Raw genomic sequence first — 15,539 nt, 5'->3', positions numbered from 1 at the left:
CGCCACTCAGTTATCCACAGCCCCGACGGGCGCCGCGAAGATGGCGAACGAATGGCCTTGCAGCACAGCGCCGTCGGCATCGACGGCCGGCTCCTCCCAGGCCAGTACGACGTCGCCGCCGACCGGAACCCGCACCGGCTCGGCGCCCAGGTTGCACACGATGCGCAACCGCCCGCGCGACACGGCGATCCAGCCGTGGTCCTGGTCGTAGTCGACCGTGAGGTGCTCCAGCCAGGGGTCGGCCAGGTCCGGGTCGGTGCGCCGCAACGCGATCAGGTCGCGATACAGCCCGCGCAGCCGGGCGTGCTCGCCCGTGTCGACCTCGTCCCAGTTCAGCTTGGAGCGCGCGAACGTCTCGGGGTCCTGCGGGTCGGGGATCTCGTCGGCGTCCCAGCCGTGCTCGGCGAACTCGGCCTTGCGTCCTTCGGCGGTGGCCCGGGCCAGCTCCGGTTCGGGATGGGAGCTGAAGAACTGGAACGGCGTGGAGGCCGCGTATTCCTCGCCCATGAAAAGCATTGTGGTGTACGGGGTTCCGAGCGCCAGGGCGGCCTTGATGGCCAGCTGGCCGCCGGTCAGGTTCTGTGAGGGGCGATCCCCCAGGGCGCGGTTGCCGACCTGGTCGTGGGTGCAGGTGTAGGCGACCAACCGGGTGGCCGGGATGCCGGACTTCTGGGTCGTGTCGAGCGGGCGGCCATGGCGGCGACGCCGGAACGACGAATACGTCGCGGCGTGAAAGAAACCCTGGCGCAGCGTCTGCGCCAGGGTGGCCAGGCTGCCGAAGTCGCCGTAGTAGCCCTGGCGCTCGCCGGACACCGCGGTGTGGATCGCGTGATGAATGTCGTCGGCCCATTGCGCCGTCAGGCCGTAACCGCCGCGATCGCGCGGGGTGATCAGCCGCGGGTCGTTGAGGTCACTCTCGGCGATCAGCGACAGCGGGCGCCCCAACTGCTGTGCCAGCCAATCGGTTTCGGTGGCAAGCTCCTCGAGAATATGGATGGCGGTGGTGTCCACCAGCGCGTGGACGGCGTCCAGCCGCAGGCCGTCGGCGTGAAAATCGCGCATCCAGCGCAGCGCGCAACCGATGATGTAGCGGCGGACCTCGTCGGAGTCGGCGTCGGCGATGTTGATGCCCTCACCCCACGGGTTGCTCGCCGAGGACAGATACGGCCCGAACCGCGGCAGGTAGTTGCCCGACGGGCCCAGGTGGTTGAACACCGCGTCGATCAGCACGCCCAAACCCTTCGCGTGGCAGGCGTCGACGAAGCGCACCAGGGCGTCGGGGCCGCCGTACGGCTCGTGCACGCTGTACCACAGCACTCCGTCGTAACCCCAACCATGGCTGCCCGCAAAGGAATTCACCGGCATCAGCTCGACGAAGTCGACGCCGAGATCCACCAGATAGTCCAGCTTCTCGACGGCGGCGTCGAGGGTCCCCGCCCCGGTGAACGTGCCCAGGTGTAGCTCGTAGATCACCGCGCCTTCGACCGACCGGCCGGCCCACCCGGTGTCGGTCCACGCCGCGGCGGCCGGATCCCACAGCTGCGAGCGGGCGTGCACGCCCTCGGGCTGGCGCGGGGAGCGCGGGTCGGGCAGCACGGTGGGGTCGTCGTCGAGCAGGTATCCGTAGCGGGCATCCGGCGCGGCGTCCACGCTCGCATGCCACCAGCCGTCCGCGGAGCGCGTCATCGCGTGCACCCGGCCGTCGACGTCGAGCCGAACCACCTCGGGCTTGGGTGCCCAGACCTGGAAATCAGTCATGGTGTCGCTCCAGCAGCACGACCGGCAGCTCGGCGAACAGTTGGGCCGCCGAGGTAGGCCCGTCCGCGACGGCCCCGGTGAGCGTGTCCTTCCAGGTGCCCTCCGGCAGCGGCAACACGGTGTTGCCCCAGCCGGTTTCGGCCAGTCGCACGGTCCAGCGGGTCACCGCGACCACGATGTCTCCGCCATTTGAGCCCCGGCGGAAGGCCAGCACGTGATCGCCGGCGTCGCCGTTGGCCAGCACCGGCTCGTAGCCACCGTGCAGGAAGCTGTCGGGGTGGGCGCGGCGCACGCGAAGCGCGGTGGTGACGACCCGGATCTTCGGGTGCTGCAACGCCTGCAGGGCGGCGCGCCGGGCCGCGTAATCGACGGGGCGGCGGTTGTCCGGATCGACCAGGCTGTCGTCCCACAGCTCGGTGCCCTGGTAGACGTCCGGTATCCCGGGCACGGTCAGCGCCAGCAGCTTCTGCCCCAGCGCGTCGCTGGCGGCGTGCGGATTGAGTTGCGCGACAAGCTCGGTCAGCTGGCCGGCCACGGGGCCGTCGAGCACCGTGTCCAGCCAGCGGTGTATCGCGTCCTCGAAGGCGGTGTCCGGGTCGTTCCACGAGGTGTGCCAGGCCGCCTCGCGGATGGCCTTCTCCGCGTAGCCGTGCAGCCGGCCACGAAGCTCTTCGGTGGCTTTTCCTTTTTCGGGACCGCCCACCGGCCACACGCCGAAGATGTTCTGCCACAGGAACTGTCCGGTCGCGGGGTCGGGGGAGGGGGCGTGGTTCTCCCACCGGGCGACGAACTCGGCCCACAGCGACGGCACCTGGGACAGCACCCCGATCCGGGCGCGCACGTCCTCACCGCGTTTGGTGTCATGGGTGGTCAGCGTCGTCATGGTCTGCGGCCACAACCGCGCGCGGGTGGCGGCGCTGTGGTGGAACTCCGCCGCGCCGACCCCGAAGCGGTGCGGCTCGCCGCCCACCTCGTTCAGCGAAACCAGCCGGGCGTCGCGGTAGAACAGGCAGTCCTCGACCGACTTGGCGGTGACGGCCCCGCACAGCTGCTGCAGCCGGGTGGCCGGCTCACCACCGCGGGCCAGCGCCGCGGCCAGCACCTGCAGGGCCGGCCCCAATTCCGGTGCGGCCGCCTCGGTTTCGGCCAGGGCGGTGGGCAGCAGCGCGACCAGTCCGGGGTAGTCGCTGCGGTAGACCCCGAGGTGGGTGAGCAGCGCGGCCACCGCCTGGGGCAGCAGCGGGTGATCGACGCCGGCGGCGGCCACGATGCTGCGGCGCAGCCGGCCCAGCTCGCTGGCCAATGTGTCGGTGGCCGAACGGATCTTGAGGTCGGCGAGCATGCCCGGCAACGCGTCATAGTCCAGGCCGGAGGACTCCACCAGGGCGGTCAGCGCCGGGGCGCCCTGCGGATCCAGGAAGACGCCGCCGATTTCGCGCAGCACGTCGTAACCCGTGGTGCCGCCGACCGGCAGCGTGGGCTCGAGGGCCTCGTCGACGGCCAGGATCTTCTCGATCACGATCCAGGCCTGTGGGCCGACCAACGCGCGCAACCACGCCAGGTATCCGCACGGATCGGACAGACCGTCGGGGTGATCGATGCGCACCCCGTCGACGAGCCTCTCGGCGAACCAGCGACCGACTTCGGCGTGGGTGGCGTCGAAGACCGCGCGGTCTTCCTGGCGCAGTCCCGCCAGCGAGGTGATCGAGAAGAACCGGCGGTAGCCGCACACGCCGTTGCGCCAGCCCACCAGCCGGTAGTGCTGACGATCGTGCACCTCGGGGCCGGTGCCCCCGACGGTGCCGGGCGCGATCGGTAGCGCGAGATCGCCGAGCCGCAACAGGTCCCCGTCGACGGTCAGGTCGGCGACGTCGTCGTCGGAGCCCAGCACCGGCAGCACGATGCGGCCATCCTGGTCGAGGTCCCAGTCGATGTCGAAAAACGTTGCGTAGGGCGAAGAACGGCCGTTCTGCAGGACGTCCCACCACCACGGGTTCTGCCGGGGCTGGTCGATTCCGACGTGGTTGGGCACGATGTCGACGACCAGGCCGAGGCCACGCGCGCGGGCCGCCGCCGACAGCCGGGCCAGGCCGTCGCGGCCGCCGAGCTCGGGGGACACGGTCGTGGGGTCGGTGACGTCGTAGCCGTGGCTCGACCCGGTGGTCGCGGTCATGATCGGGGACAGGTACAGGTGCGTCACCCCGAGGTCGTCGAGGTAGTCCAGCAGGTTTTCCGCGTCGGCGAAGGTGAACGCGGACCCGCTCGATTCACCACGCAGCTGCAGCCGATAGGTGGACAGGATGGGTAAATCCATGCGTCACAGCGTCTTACGCAAGATGAGCAGCGAGCGTGAGGGCAGCGACACCTTCTCTTCGGCGGTCACCACGTGGTCGCCCCCCTCTTTGAGGCCCGTCGGTTCGTTGGTGTCCAGTTCCACGGTCCACTCTTTCGCATAGTCGTCGGGCGGCATCGAGAACTCCACCGGATCCTCGCCGGCGTTGAAGCACAACAGGAATGAGTCGTCGACCACCCGCTCCCCGCGGGCGTTCGGCGCGGTGATGGCGTCACCGTTGAGAAAGACGGCCACGCACTTGTGAAAACTCTCGCCCCAGTCCTCGCGCGTCATCTCGCGGCTACTCGGATTCAGCCAGGCGATGTCGCGCACCTCGTCGCCGCTTCGGATCGGTTCGCCCTCGAAGAACCGGCGCCGGCGGAACACCGGATGGTGCTTGCGCAAGGCGCTCACCCTGCGTGCGAATGTTAGCAGGTCGGAATTCTTGTCGACCAAAGACCAGTCCATCCAAGAGATTTCGGAGTCCTGGCAGTACACGTTGTTGTTGCCGTTCTGGGTGCGGCCGAGCTCGTCGCCGTGGGCGATCATCGGCGTGCCCTGGCTGACCATCAGCGTCGCCCAGAAGTTGCGCATCTGGCGGTAGCGCAGCTCGGTGATGTCGGGATCGTCGGTGGGGCCTTCGACGCCGCAGTTCCACGAGCGGTTGTGGCTTTCCCCGTCCCGGTTGTCCTCCCCGTTGGCCATGTTGTGTTTTTCGTTGTAGGACACCAGGTCGTTGAGCGTGAAGCCGTCGTGGGCGGTGACGAAGTTGATGCTGGCGCTGGGGCGCCGGCCGGTCGCCTCGTACAGGTCCGACGACCCGGTCAGCCGGGAGGCGAACTCACCCAGGGTTGCGGGCTCGCCCCGCCAGTAATCGCGCACAGTATCGCGATACTTCCCGTTCCACTCGGTCCACAAACCCGGGAAGTTTCCGACTTGATAGCCGCCCTCGCCGACATCCCACGGCTCGGCGATCAGTTTGACCTGGCTGACGATCGGATCCTGCTGCACCAGATCGAAGAACGCGCTCAACCGGTCGACGTCGTGCAGTTCGCGGGCCAGGGTGGCGGCCAGGTCGAAGCGGAAGCCGTCGACGTGCATCTCGGACACCCAGTAGCGCAGCGAGTCCATTATCAGTTGCAGCACGTGCGGGTGGCGCGGGTTGAGGCTGTTGCCGGTGCCGGTGTAGTCCTTGTACAGCCGCAGGTCGTTGTCGACGAGCCGGTAGTACGCGGCGTTGTCGATGCCGCGGAAGTTGATGGTCGGGCCCAGGTGGTTGCCCTCGGCGGTGTGGTTGTAGACCACGTCGAGGATCACCTCGATGCCCGCCTCGTGGAAGCTGCGCACCATGGACTTGAACTCGGCGACGCTGGAGTTGCGGTTGGCGGCGTATTGGTTGTGCGGGGCGAAGAACCCGAAGGTGTTGTAGCCCCAGTAGTTTCGCAATCCGAGGTCCAGCAGTCGCGAGTCGTGCATGAACTGGTGGACCGGCATCAGCTCGATGGCGGTGACGCTGAGCGACTTGAGATGGTCGATGATCGCCGGGTGGGCCAGGCCGGCGTAGGTGCCCCGCAGCTCCTCGGGGACGCTGGGGTGGTTCTGGGTCATGCCCTTGACATGCGCCTCGTAGATGACGGTTTCGTGGTACGGGGTCAGCGGGGCGCGGTCGGATCCCCAGTCGAAGAAGGGGTTGCTCACCACGCTGGTCATGGTGTGGCCCAGCGAGTCGATCATGGGGGGAGTTCCCGGGTCGGCCCCGTCGGCGTCGCCGCCGTCGACGGCCTTCATGTCGTAGGAGAACAGCGCCTGGCCGAACGTGAAATCGCCGTGAAAGGCCTTGCCGTACGGGTCGAGCAACAACTTGCTGGGGTCGCAGCGGTGACCTGCCGCCGGGTCGAAGGGGCCGTAGACGCGAAACCCGTAGCGCTGGCCCGGGTTGATGTTTGGCAGATAGGCGTGCCAGACGTATCCGTCCACCTCCTCCAAGGGAATTCGCGACTCGCCGCCCCCGTGGTCGATCAGGCACAGCTCGACCTTCTCGGCGATTTCGGAGAACAGGGAGAAGTTGGTCCCGGCGCCGTCGTAGGACGCCCCGAGCGGATACGGGTTGCCCGGCCAGACGGTGGCGAGTTTGGGTTGTTGGTGACCGCCTGGTTCTGAAGCGGAATTGTTGGTGGACACGTTTCGACCTTATCCGCGCCGCGGGGTGCTCACGAACGTACGGCTGTCCGCGAGGCGGCTCACCACCACCCGGTGTTGTCGGCGATCTGGCGGCCCAGTTCCGGCGCCATGGTCCGCATGTACGTGGGGGACAGGTGATGGGCGCCGTGATAGACGAGGATGTTGCCCTCGACCGGTCGGCAGACGTCGGCGCGGCAGATCGCATCCGACATGTCGAGCACCTTGAGCAGCGGGAACTGGGTGACGAAGTCGAGGGTCTGATTGCGGTCGGAGAGCAAATCGGACCGCTTGATCGCGCAGGACTGCGCGGTGGCGCCCCGTTTGGCCAGGCAGTCCGCCGGGTCGAACGGTTGGCCGTTCTTCACCAGCCACGGGGTGTCGCGCATCCCGAGGATGGGAATGTTGTTGTCGGACAACGTTTGCCAGATCCCGACATAGGTGGCCGGCATCACGTCGCCGGACTTGATGTTCCACGGCCGGGTCGTCGTGGTGAACACGTAGTCGGGCCGGTCGGTGACCAGCTTGGTCATCGTCTCCTGCACCCACTCGCGGCACTGTGGGTAGGGGGCGTTGTTGCCCATGATCAGCGGGACCTGCTCGGTCGACAGCGGGCAGCCCATCTTGAGGTAGGTCACGACCTTGAAGTGATGCAGCTTGCCCAGCATGTCCAGCGCGGGCAGCCAGTGCTCGGCGTGCGAACCGCCCGCCAGCGCGATCGTGCGCTCGGCGGTCGCATCGCCGTAGGTGCAGTTGACCACCGCCGGGTTGACGAAGTCGCTGATGCACCCGTCCTTGGTCGAGGCGGGCAGGTCCTGTTTGACCTCCAAGACCGTGGGCCGCATCGGCAACGCCGGCACGCGCACGTGTTCGGTCAGGGCCCGCGCGCCGGGATAGTCCTGCGGGTTGAGGATGCTGAGCTCCTTGCCCGCCGACCGCAACACCGTGACGTGCTGACGCCACGTGAACGACGTCGCCGTCAGCGTCACGCCCAGCAGCACGACCGCCGATCCCAGCACCAGCGTCGGCCGCCGGACGCGGGCCAGCCAGCGGGTCGTCGTCACGGCCGGACGGGGCGCCGGTTTCGAGGACGCGCGGTAGCGCAGCGGGTCCTCGACGAGCCGGTTGGTCAGATACGCCAGCACCCCGGACACCAGCAGCAACACCGCGCCCTCGAGGAACGTGGCGTGCTTGTGGCCGCTGTAGGACAGCCAGAAGATCAGCAGCGGCCAATGCCAGAGGTAGAGCGAATACGCCATGGAGCCCAGCTCGACCAGCGGGCGCGTCGCCAGCAGCCGGTTGGGCAGCGGCAACCGGCCCTCGCCCGTCACGCCGGCCCCGACGAGGATCAGCAGCATGGCGGCGCCGACGGGCACCAGGGCCCACGGGCCCGGGAACTCCCGCACGCCGTCGATCAGCGCCCCGCACGACAGCACCGCGCCCAGCGCGACCGTGGCCAGCACCGTGCGCAACCACATGGGCCAGCGGATGCGGGTCACCAGCGCTGCAACCAGGGCGCCCAGCAGCAACTCCCAGCCGCGGGCGAAGCTGTCGTAATAGGCGGCCGTCTGGTTCTCCTGGTGCGCGACGATCGCGTAGACGAACGAGGCCACCGTCAGCGCGCTCAGCACCACCAGGAACAGGGTCCGCAACCGGGCGCCGGGCGCGCGCCGGAACAGGTAGGCGAGGCCGGCGATCAGTACCAGGAAGCTGACGTAGAACTGGCCCTGCACCGACATTGACCAGATGTGCTGCAGGGGGCTGACGGCCTCGCCCGCCCGCAGGTAGTCGGACGCGGTGTTGGCCAACTCCCAGTTCTGGTAGTAGCCGAGGCTGGCGAGGCTCTGGTCGGCAAAGGTCTCCCAGCGGGTTTCCGGCTGAACCAGGATGGTGAGCACCGCGCATCCGGCCAGCACGACGACGAGGGCCGGAACCAGGCGACGCACGAGCCGGATCACCTCGGCCACCGGCGACAAGGTCACCGCCGGGTTCAATGCGGCGCGAATCACCTTGCCGCCGAAGAAGAATCCGGACAGCGCCAGGAACACGTCGACGCCGCCGGAGACCCGGCCGAACCAGACGTGGAAGACGGCCACCAGCGCGATCGCGATGCCGCGCAAGCCGTCGAGGTCGTGGCGATAGAACCCCTGCGATCCCCACGATCCCGCCGTGCGCGCCCCCTCAGCGCCCGGATCGGTGGCGGCGACCGGTGCGGAAGAACGTGTCGGGGTCTGCATGATCGATCGCTAATTTACCCAAAACCCGCCACCCGTTCCCGACCGCGCGCGGCGGGGGAGCAGGTGGCGGGCGCCCGAAGGCAGCGAACGACCGTGGGAATTACCGGGTCAGACCGGCGCCGGCCGGCTGCAACGGGGCCTGCTGGGCGGGCAACTGCTGTACGGGTGCCTGCTGCAGCGGCGCCTGCTGCGCCGGTGCGAGCTGCAGCGGGGCGCGCTGGGTGGGCACCTGCTGGGCCGGCGCCTGTTGCGTCGGGACCTGCTGCAGCGGGGCCTGTTGGGTCGGCGCCTGCTGGAGCGGGGCCTGTTGCGTCGGGACCTGTTGCAGCGGCGCCTGCTGGGTCGGCAGTTGCTGCTGCGGCGCTTGCGTGAACGGCGACTGCTGTACCGGCGCCTGCTGCAGGGGGGCCTGTTGGGTCGGCGCCTGCTGGAGCGGGGCCTGTTGGGTGGGCGCCTGCTGGAGCGGTGTCTGCTGGGTGGGCAGCTGCTGCGCCGGGGCCTGTGGCGTCGGCGCGGAGGCCCCGAGGATGCGGACCATGTAGGGGGTCATGCCATTGGCGCGCACCGGCGAGACCTGCACGACGTCACCGACCTCGAGCATCTGGTTGTTGCCCAGGTACATCGCGACGCTCTGCGTGCCCTCGGGGCCGTAGAAGATCAGGTCACCCTTGCGGGCCTGCTGCGGCAGGATCTTCTGGCCGACCCGGTAGATCGCCCCGGAGGAGCGCGGCAGCTTGACGCCGGCGCCGGCGTAGGCGTACTGCATCAGCCCCGAGGCGTCGAATCCGACGGTGTTGATGCCGGTACCGGTGCCGCGGGTGGGGCCGTTGATGCCGCCGCCGGCCCAGGAGAACGGCACGCCGCGTTGCGACAGGCCGCGGGCGACCACCACGTCGGTGGCCTGCTGATAGTCCATCGATCTGGCGCCCGGGTCGGCGGTCGCGACGGTGGGAACCACCATCGGCGCCCCGAACAGGGCCAAACCGATCGCGAAGGCGTAGATGCGTTTCATTTTCCCGGCCTCTCAGGCGCTCGTGGGGCCTCGACGCGGTGACCTCGCGCGTCCGCCCCCGGTTCATGAACCAAGCGACGGCCCCCACGCTGGGGCCGTGCCGTCCATGGCACTTGCGAAGTGAACCGGCTCGTCAGACCGCCGTATTCACATCAGTCACAACAGCCACTTTGACAACAGAAGGTGTTAGCCGCCAGGCCCCCAGGGGATTATTTGTCGTACCGTGACCGGACGGTGACTGGCGCGGCCCAATCTCGTATGCGCAGTTGTGATTTCGGTCTCAGCCGGCTACGGCGTGGCGGTGCCGTCACGGGGTGGCGACGGCGGCCCGATCACAGCCAATAGCGTTCGCTGAACAGCGTCAGCAACGTTCCGGCCGCCGAGCTGACCAAGATCAACGCCAGGGCCAGCACCGGCCAGAACGACATGTACCAGCCCTTCAGGATGGACACGACCGGGCCGATCACCGCGGCGGTGAGGGCCGCGCCGATCCCGCCCCACACCACCGGGTGGATGTACAGGTCCAGCCCAAAGGGCACCGGCCCGCAGGTCTCGTCCGCGCAGACGTTTGTCAGGAAGCCGAAAAGGCGCGACGGCCACGGCGTCGCCGCGGCCAGCACGGCGAGCAGGACCAGCAGGGTGACGGTGCAGACGACGTCCCACGCCGCCAGCCGCACCCGAATCACCCGGGGCGCCGCGGGGGCTTCCGCGTCGTAGTCGACCGGGACGGGTGGGGGCCCTGCGCTGTCGGGCTGGTGCGGCGTGGCCATGATGTCTCATGCTTCCCGACGGCCCGGGTTTGCGCGAATCGGCTGCTTTACCCTCGATCACTATGCCCGCGGCCAAGGCCGGGCTGACGCCCGAGCAGATCAGCGCGATCGACGCCGCGCACCTGTGGCACCCGTACAGCACCATCGGCGCCGAATCCGTCGCACCCGTCGTCGCCGTCGGAGCCCGCGGCGCCCGGCTGACCCTGATCCGCGACGGCGAGCGCGTCGAGGCGCTCGACGCCATGAGCTCCTGGTGGACCGCGATCCACGGGCACGGCCACCCGGTGCTGGACGCGGCCCTGTCCGCCCAGCTCGGCGCGATGAACCACGTCATGTTCGGCGGGCTGACCCACGAACCCGCGGCCCGACTGGCCCAGCTGCTCGTCGAGATCACCCCCGCCGGCCTGGACACGGTGTTCTTCAGCGACTCCGGGTCCGTGTCGGTGGAGGTGGCGGTGAAGATGGCGCTGCAGTACTGGCGCAGCCTCCACCGGCCCGGCAAGCACCGGCTGATGACCTGGCGCGGCGGCTACCACGGCGACACCTTCACCCCGATGAGCGTCTGCGACCCCGACGGCGGCATGCATTCGCTGTGGACCGACATCCTGGCCGCCCAGGTGTTCGCCCCGCAGGTGCCCCGCGACTACGACGCCGCCTACAGCGCGGCGTTCGAGGCGAAACTGGCCCGGCACGCCGACGAACTGGCCGCGGTCATCGTCGAGCCCGTCGTGCAGGGCGCGGGCGGCATGCGCTTCCACGACCCCCGGTACCTGCGTGACCTGCGCGAAATCTGCCGCCGCCACGACGTGCTGCTGATCTTCGACGAGATCGCCACCGGCTTCGGCCGCACCGGCGAGCTCTTCGCCGCCGACCACGCCGGCGTCAGCCCCGACATCATGTGCGTCGGCAAGGCGCTGACCGGCGGATACCTGAGCCTGGCGGCCACGCTGTGCACCACCGAGATCGCGCACACCATCAGCTCCGGCGAGGCCGGCGCGCTGATGCATGGGCCCACGTTCATGGCCAACGCGCTGGCGTGCGCGGTGTCGGTGGCCAGCGTCGAGGTGCTGCTCGGCCAGGACTGGCGCGCGCGGGTCGCCGAGATCGGCGCCGGGCTGGCCGCCGGGCTCGAAGCCGCCCGCGCGCTGCCCGGCGTGACCGACGTCCGGGTGTGCGGGGCCATCGGCGTCATCGAATGCGCGCGGCCCGTCGACCTGGCCGTCGCCACCCCGGCGGCGCTGGACCACGGCGTCTGGCTGCGCCCGTTTCGCAACCTGGTCTACGCGATGCCGCCCTACATCTGCACGCCCGACGAGATCTCCCGGATCACCTCGGCGATGGTGCAGGTCGCACAACTCGTCGGCTAGCAGTGGCGACCCGCTGCGCCCGGCTCCGCCGCGCTGGCGATCGCCACTGACGTCGATGGCGGCGACCCGCTGCGCCCGGCTCCGCCGCGCTGGCGATCGCCACTAGGCTGAGCCCCTATGAACGCCTCCCCGCAGGCACCGATCGACGTCTCCCCGCTGGCCTGGCTGGAGGTGGTGGAACAGCAGCGCCGCGCGGCCGGGCTGCGCCGCGCGCTGCGGCCGCGCCCCGCCGTGGCCACCGAGCTGGACCTGGCCTCCAACGACTATCTGGGGCTGTCCCAACACCCCGACGTGATCGACGGTGGGGTCGCCGCGCTGCGCATGTGGGGCGCCGGCGCGACCGGGTCCCGCCTGGTCACCGGCGACACCGAACTGCACGAGGAATTCGAGTCCGAGCTCGCCGACTACGTCGGAGCGGCCGCGGGCTTGCTGTTCTCCTCCGGCTACGCGGCCAACCTGGGGGCGGTCGTCGGCCTGTCCGGCCGGGGCTCGCTGCTGGTGTCCGACGAGTTTTCGCACGCCTCGCTGGTCGACGCCTGCCGGCTGTCGCGGGCGCGGGTGGCCGTGACGCCGCATCGCGACGTCGGCGCTGTGGAGGCCGCGCTGCGCGCGCGCGACGAGGAACGCGCGGTCGTCCTCACCGAATCGGTGTTCAGCACCGACGGCGCCCTGGCGCCGCTCCGCGAACTGCATGAGGTCTGCCGCCGGCACCGCGCCCTGCTCATCGTCGACGAGGCGCACGGCCTCGGGGTGCGCGGCGGCGGGCGCGGGCTGCTGCACGAGGTCGGGCTGGCCGGGGCGCCGGACGTGGTCATGACCACCACGCTGTCCAAGGCGCTGGGCAGCCAGGGTGGCGCGGTGCTCGGGCCGGCGTCGGTGCGCGCCCATCTGATCGACGCGGCGCGCACGTTCATCTTCGACACCGGCCTGGCCCCGGCGGCGGCGGGGGCGGCGCGCGCCGCGCTGCGGGTGCTGCGGGCCGAACCGTGGCGTGCGGACGCGGTGCTGCGCCACGCCGGCATCCTGGCCGAGGTCTGCGGGGTGCGCGAGCGACCGCAATCGGCGGTGGTGTCGGTGATCCTGGGCGACCCGGACGTGGCGGTGGCCGCCGCGACCGCCTGCCTGGACGCGGGGGTGCGCGTCGGGTGCTTCCGGCCGCCGACCGTGCCCGCCGGCACCTCGCGGCTACGGCTGACCGCGCGCGCGTCGCTGGATGCCGACGAGCTGGAGGTCGCGCGCCGGGTGCTCACCGATGTGCTCGCCGGACTTGGCTAGGGCACACCGGTGACGGTCCTGGTCGTCACCGGCACCGACACCGGGGTCGGCAAGACGGTCGTCACCGCGGCGCTGGCATGCCACGCCCGCCAGGCCGGCATCGACGTGGCGGTGTGCAAGCCGGTCCAGACCGGCACCGACTGCGGCGACGACGACCTCGCGGAGGTGGGCCGGCTGTCCGGGGTGACCGAGCTGGCCGGGTTCGCCCGGTATCCGCAACCGCTGGCGCCGGTGGCCGCCGCCGAGCAGGCCGGGACGCCGTTACCCACCCGCGAGCAGCTACTGGCGCTCATCGGGGAGTTGGACCGGCCGGGGCGGCTGACGCTGGTCGAGGGCGCCGGGGGACTGCTGGTCGAGCTCGGCGAAAACGGTGTCACCGCACGCGATCTCGCCGTCGCGCTGGGTGCCGCGGTGCTGGTGGTGGTCAGCCCGTCGCTGGGCACCCTCAACCACACCGCCCTGACGCTGGAATCACTTGCTGCGCAGGGGCTTTCGTGTGCCGGGCTGGTGATCGGCGCCTGGCCTGCGCGGCCGGGGGTGGTGGAGACGTCCAATCGGTCCGCGCTGGCCCGGCTGGCCGCGGTGCGCGCCGCGCTGCCCGCCGGGGCGGCGTCGATGGACGCCGCCGGCTTCGCGGCGCTGTGCGCCGGCGCATTCGACCGCGACTGGGTCACCGCACTGGTCGGCTGATGGTCCACTCCATCGAGCTGATCTTCGACCGCGACACCGAGGCCGCGATCCGCAACATCTGGGAGGCGTTGGCGGCGGCGGGAATTCCCAGCCAGGCGCCGGCCAGCCGCCCGCACGTGACGCTGGCGGTCGCTGAGGGCATCGCCGTCGACGTCGACGCGTTGCTGCACCCGGTGAGCGACCAGCTGCCGCTGCGCTGCCTCATCGGCGCGCCGGTGTTGTTCGGCCGCGGCAGCGCCGTTTTCGCGCGGCTCGTGGTGCCGACCGGCGAGCTGTTGGCCCTGCACGCCCGGGTGCACCGGTTGTGCGCCCCGCATCTGGTGCCCGGCCCGATGCCCAACAGCCTGCCCGATCAGTGGACCGCGCATGTCACCATGGCCCGCCGGGTGGGCGGCGCCCAGCTCGGGCGCGCGTTGCGCATCGCGGGCCGGCCCGCCCAGATCGAGGGCAGCTTCGCGGGGTTGCGCCGCTGGGACGGCAACAAGAAGGTCGAGCACCTGATCGGCTAGCCGACGGCGAGCACGCCCTCCTGCGCCATGGCCTCGTGCACCCTGGCGCGTCGCTTGTCGATGGTGCGACCCAGGTCTTGCAGCAGCAACGGCTTGCCCGTCACCAATTCGACGAGGTGGTCGCGATCGATCTCCAGCGCGGTGACCTCTTCGATCGCCTGCGCGTCGGCCAGGTTGGGTTGCCGGGTCAGCGCGGTCACCCCCAGGAACGAACCCTCGTCGAGGCCGCCGACCGCGACCGCCGTTCCGTCCTTGGCGGTCGCGGTCAACCGCACGCCGCCCGCGAGCAAGAACGTCATCCTGTCGGGAACCCGACCGGCGTGCTCGACGACCTCGTTCGCCCCGTAGCGAACGATCCTGGCGTGCGATACCAAGGCCTGCTGATCCGGTTGGCTCAACCGCAGCGCCGGTGCCACCACCGTCCGCAGGGCCTTCTCGATGTGCTCGGCCGTCGAGATGTCGTCTTCGGCGCCATCGAGGCGCAGGCCCTCGCGCCGCGCGGCGTACCAGAGCCAACGCAGAAACGTCGCCTGCGCGGCGGAATCGTCGGCGGGCGATTTCAATCCGACGGTGAGGAGATACTCGGCGGCCCCGACGGGCGCCGCAGACGCCACCGCGTTGGGCCTGCGCTGCGGCAGCGCATTGGCCACCCGCTCCAGCAGCGCGCATACCCGGTCGGGCGGGTCAACCTCGGAAAACGTTGTGGTGATTGCCAATTGGTGGCCGCCGGGTGGGCGGCTGAGGTTGGTGAACGAGGTGGTGGCCAGCACCGAGTTCGGGGTGATCTGTAACCCGCGGCCGGTCTGGATGTGAACGGATCGCCAGTTCGCCTCCACGATCCGGCCGCGGGCCGCGGGGGTGTCCAGCCAGTCGCCGATCCGGAAGGGCTGTTCGAACAACATGAACAGCCCCGACACGATCTGGCCGACGGAATTCTGCAGCATCAGCCCGATGACCACCGAGGTCACACCCAGCGCGGTGAAAAGGCCGCCGACGCGAACGCCCCACACGTAGGAGAAAATGACCGCCAGCCCGACCCCGATCAGCAGGAATCGGGTCACGTCGAGGAAGATGCCCGGGATCCGCTGGCGCCACGTCCCTTGCGGCGCGCCCTCGAACACGGTCGCGTTGAGCCCGGACAGCAGCAGCACCAACACCACGAAGCCGAACGCCGTCGCGAGAACCCGAACCGACGTGAACTGTGCCGGCATTCCCGCCACGTTGACCAGCAGCACCAGCAGGGCGCCCAGCGGGATCAGGTAACTGCGCAACAGGAATGCGGGCCGGGCCAGGGGGCTGTTCTTGCGGACCAGGCTCTGATGCCATTCGGTGAGGGCGATCAGCAGCAGCGGCAGGCCGACGACCACACCGGCGGCCCAGTACAGCGACGAGTCCATGGATGCCACGGCCC

Annotated in this window: 10 protein-coding genes and 1 pseudogene; 4 read left to right on the top strand and 7 right to left on the bottom strand. The window is 70.0% G+C overall.

All coding sequences use genetic code 11. From position 1 onward, the window contains the following. Positions 1–6 precede the first annotated feature (6 nt). The 6 genes and pseudogenes from treZ to AC0KS4_RS14050 all read right to left on the bottom strand — a co-directional run bounded on the left by treZ (position 7) and on the right by AC0KS4_RS14050 (position 10,287). Complete coding sequence (treZ, locus tag AC0KS4_RS14075; protein WP_238956183.1) at positions 7–1,758, bottom strand: malto-oligosyltrehalose trehalohydrolase; 1,752 nt, start codon at positions 1,756–1,758, stop codon at positions 7–9. Beyond that, positions 1,751–4,072 (bottom strand): malto-oligosyltrehalose synthase, encoded by a 2,322-nt coding sequence (treY, locus tag AC0KS4_RS14070; protein WP_238956182.1) that lies wholly within the window; start codon positions 4,070–4,072, stop codon positions 1,751–1,753. The genes treZ and treY overlap by 8 nt, the downstream gene beginning before the upstream one ends. Positions 4,073–4,075: 3 nt before the next feature. Beyond that, on the bottom strand, positions 4,076–6,271 hold the full coding sequence (gene glgX / locus AC0KS4_RS14065) for a glycogen debranching protein GlgX (RefSeq protein WP_238956181.1): 2,196 nt from the start codon (positions 6,269–6,271) through the stop codon (positions 4,076–4,078). 59 nt (positions 6,272–6,330) lie between these two features. Further along, positions 6,331–8,505: an acyltransferase family protein gene (locus AC0KS4_RS14060; RefSeq protein ID WP_238956180.1), complete on the bottom strand. Its 2,175-nt coding sequence runs from the start codon at positions 8,503–8,505 to the stop codon at positions 6,331–6,333. Between the two features lie 358 nt (positions 8,506–8,863). Further along, a pseudogene (ripD, locus tag AC0KS4_RS14055) lies at positions 8,864–9,517 on the bottom strand (NlpC/P60 family peptidoglycan-binding protein RipD); the annotation flags it as partial. Between the two features lie 332 nt (positions 9,518–9,849). Continuing rightward, positions 9,850–10,287, bottom strand: a complete 438-nt coding sequence (locus AC0KS4_RS14050; protein ID WP_225329692.1) for a hypothetical protein — start codon at positions 10,285–10,287, stop codon at positions 9,850–9,852. A 62-nt stretch (positions 10,288–10,349) separates the two neighbouring features. Here AC0KS4_RS14050 and AC0KS4_RS14045 point away from each other — a divergent pair, with 62 nt between their 5' ends. The 4 genes from AC0KS4_RS14045 (at position 10,350) to AC0KS4_RS14030 (ending at position 14,128) form a co-directional block, all read left to right on the top strand. Further along, on the top strand, positions 10,350–11,654 hold the full coding sequence (locus tag AC0KS4_RS14045) for an adenosylmethionine--8-amino-7-oxononanoate transaminase (protein WP_238956179.1): 1,305 nt from the start codon (positions 10,350–10,352) through the stop codon (positions 11,652–11,654). A 117-nt stretch (positions 11,655–11,771) separates the two neighbouring features. Further along, positions 11,772–12,929 (top strand): 8-amino-7-oxononanoate synthase, encoded by a 1,158-nt coding sequence (locus AC0KS4_RS14040; protein ID WP_238956178.1) that lies wholly within the window; start codon positions 11,772–11,774, stop codon positions 12,927–12,929. Positions 12,930–12,938: 9 nt separating this feature from the next. Beyond that, complete coding sequence (gene bioD, locus AC0KS4_RS14035; protein ID WP_238956177.1) at positions 12,939–13,619, top strand: dethiobiotin synthase; 681 nt, start codon at positions 12,939–12,941, stop codon at positions 13,617–13,619. Then, on the top strand, positions 13,619–14,128 hold the full coding sequence (locus AC0KS4_RS14030; protein ID WP_238956176.1) for a 2'-5' RNA ligase family protein: 510 nt from the start codon (positions 13,619–13,621) through the stop codon (positions 14,126–14,128). Before bioD ends, AC0KS4_RS14030 begins: the two co-directional genes overlap by 1 nt. Here the strand turns inward: AC0KS4_RS14030 and AC0KS4_RS14025 are convergent. Further along, positions 14,125–15,525, bottom strand: a complete 1,401-nt coding sequence (locus AC0KS4_RS14025) for a mechanosensitive ion channel domain-containing protein (protein ID WP_238957310.1) — start codon at positions 15,523–15,525, stop codon at positions 14,125–14,127. The genes AC0KS4_RS14030 and AC0KS4_RS14025 overlap by 4 nt on opposite strands. Positions 15,526–15,539: the final 14 nt, after the last annotated feature.

Source organism: Mycobacterium sp. NTMscope_MAC_12 (assembly GCF_976985675.1).
This window is presented reverse-complemented; position numbering and strand designations above follow the sequence as displayed.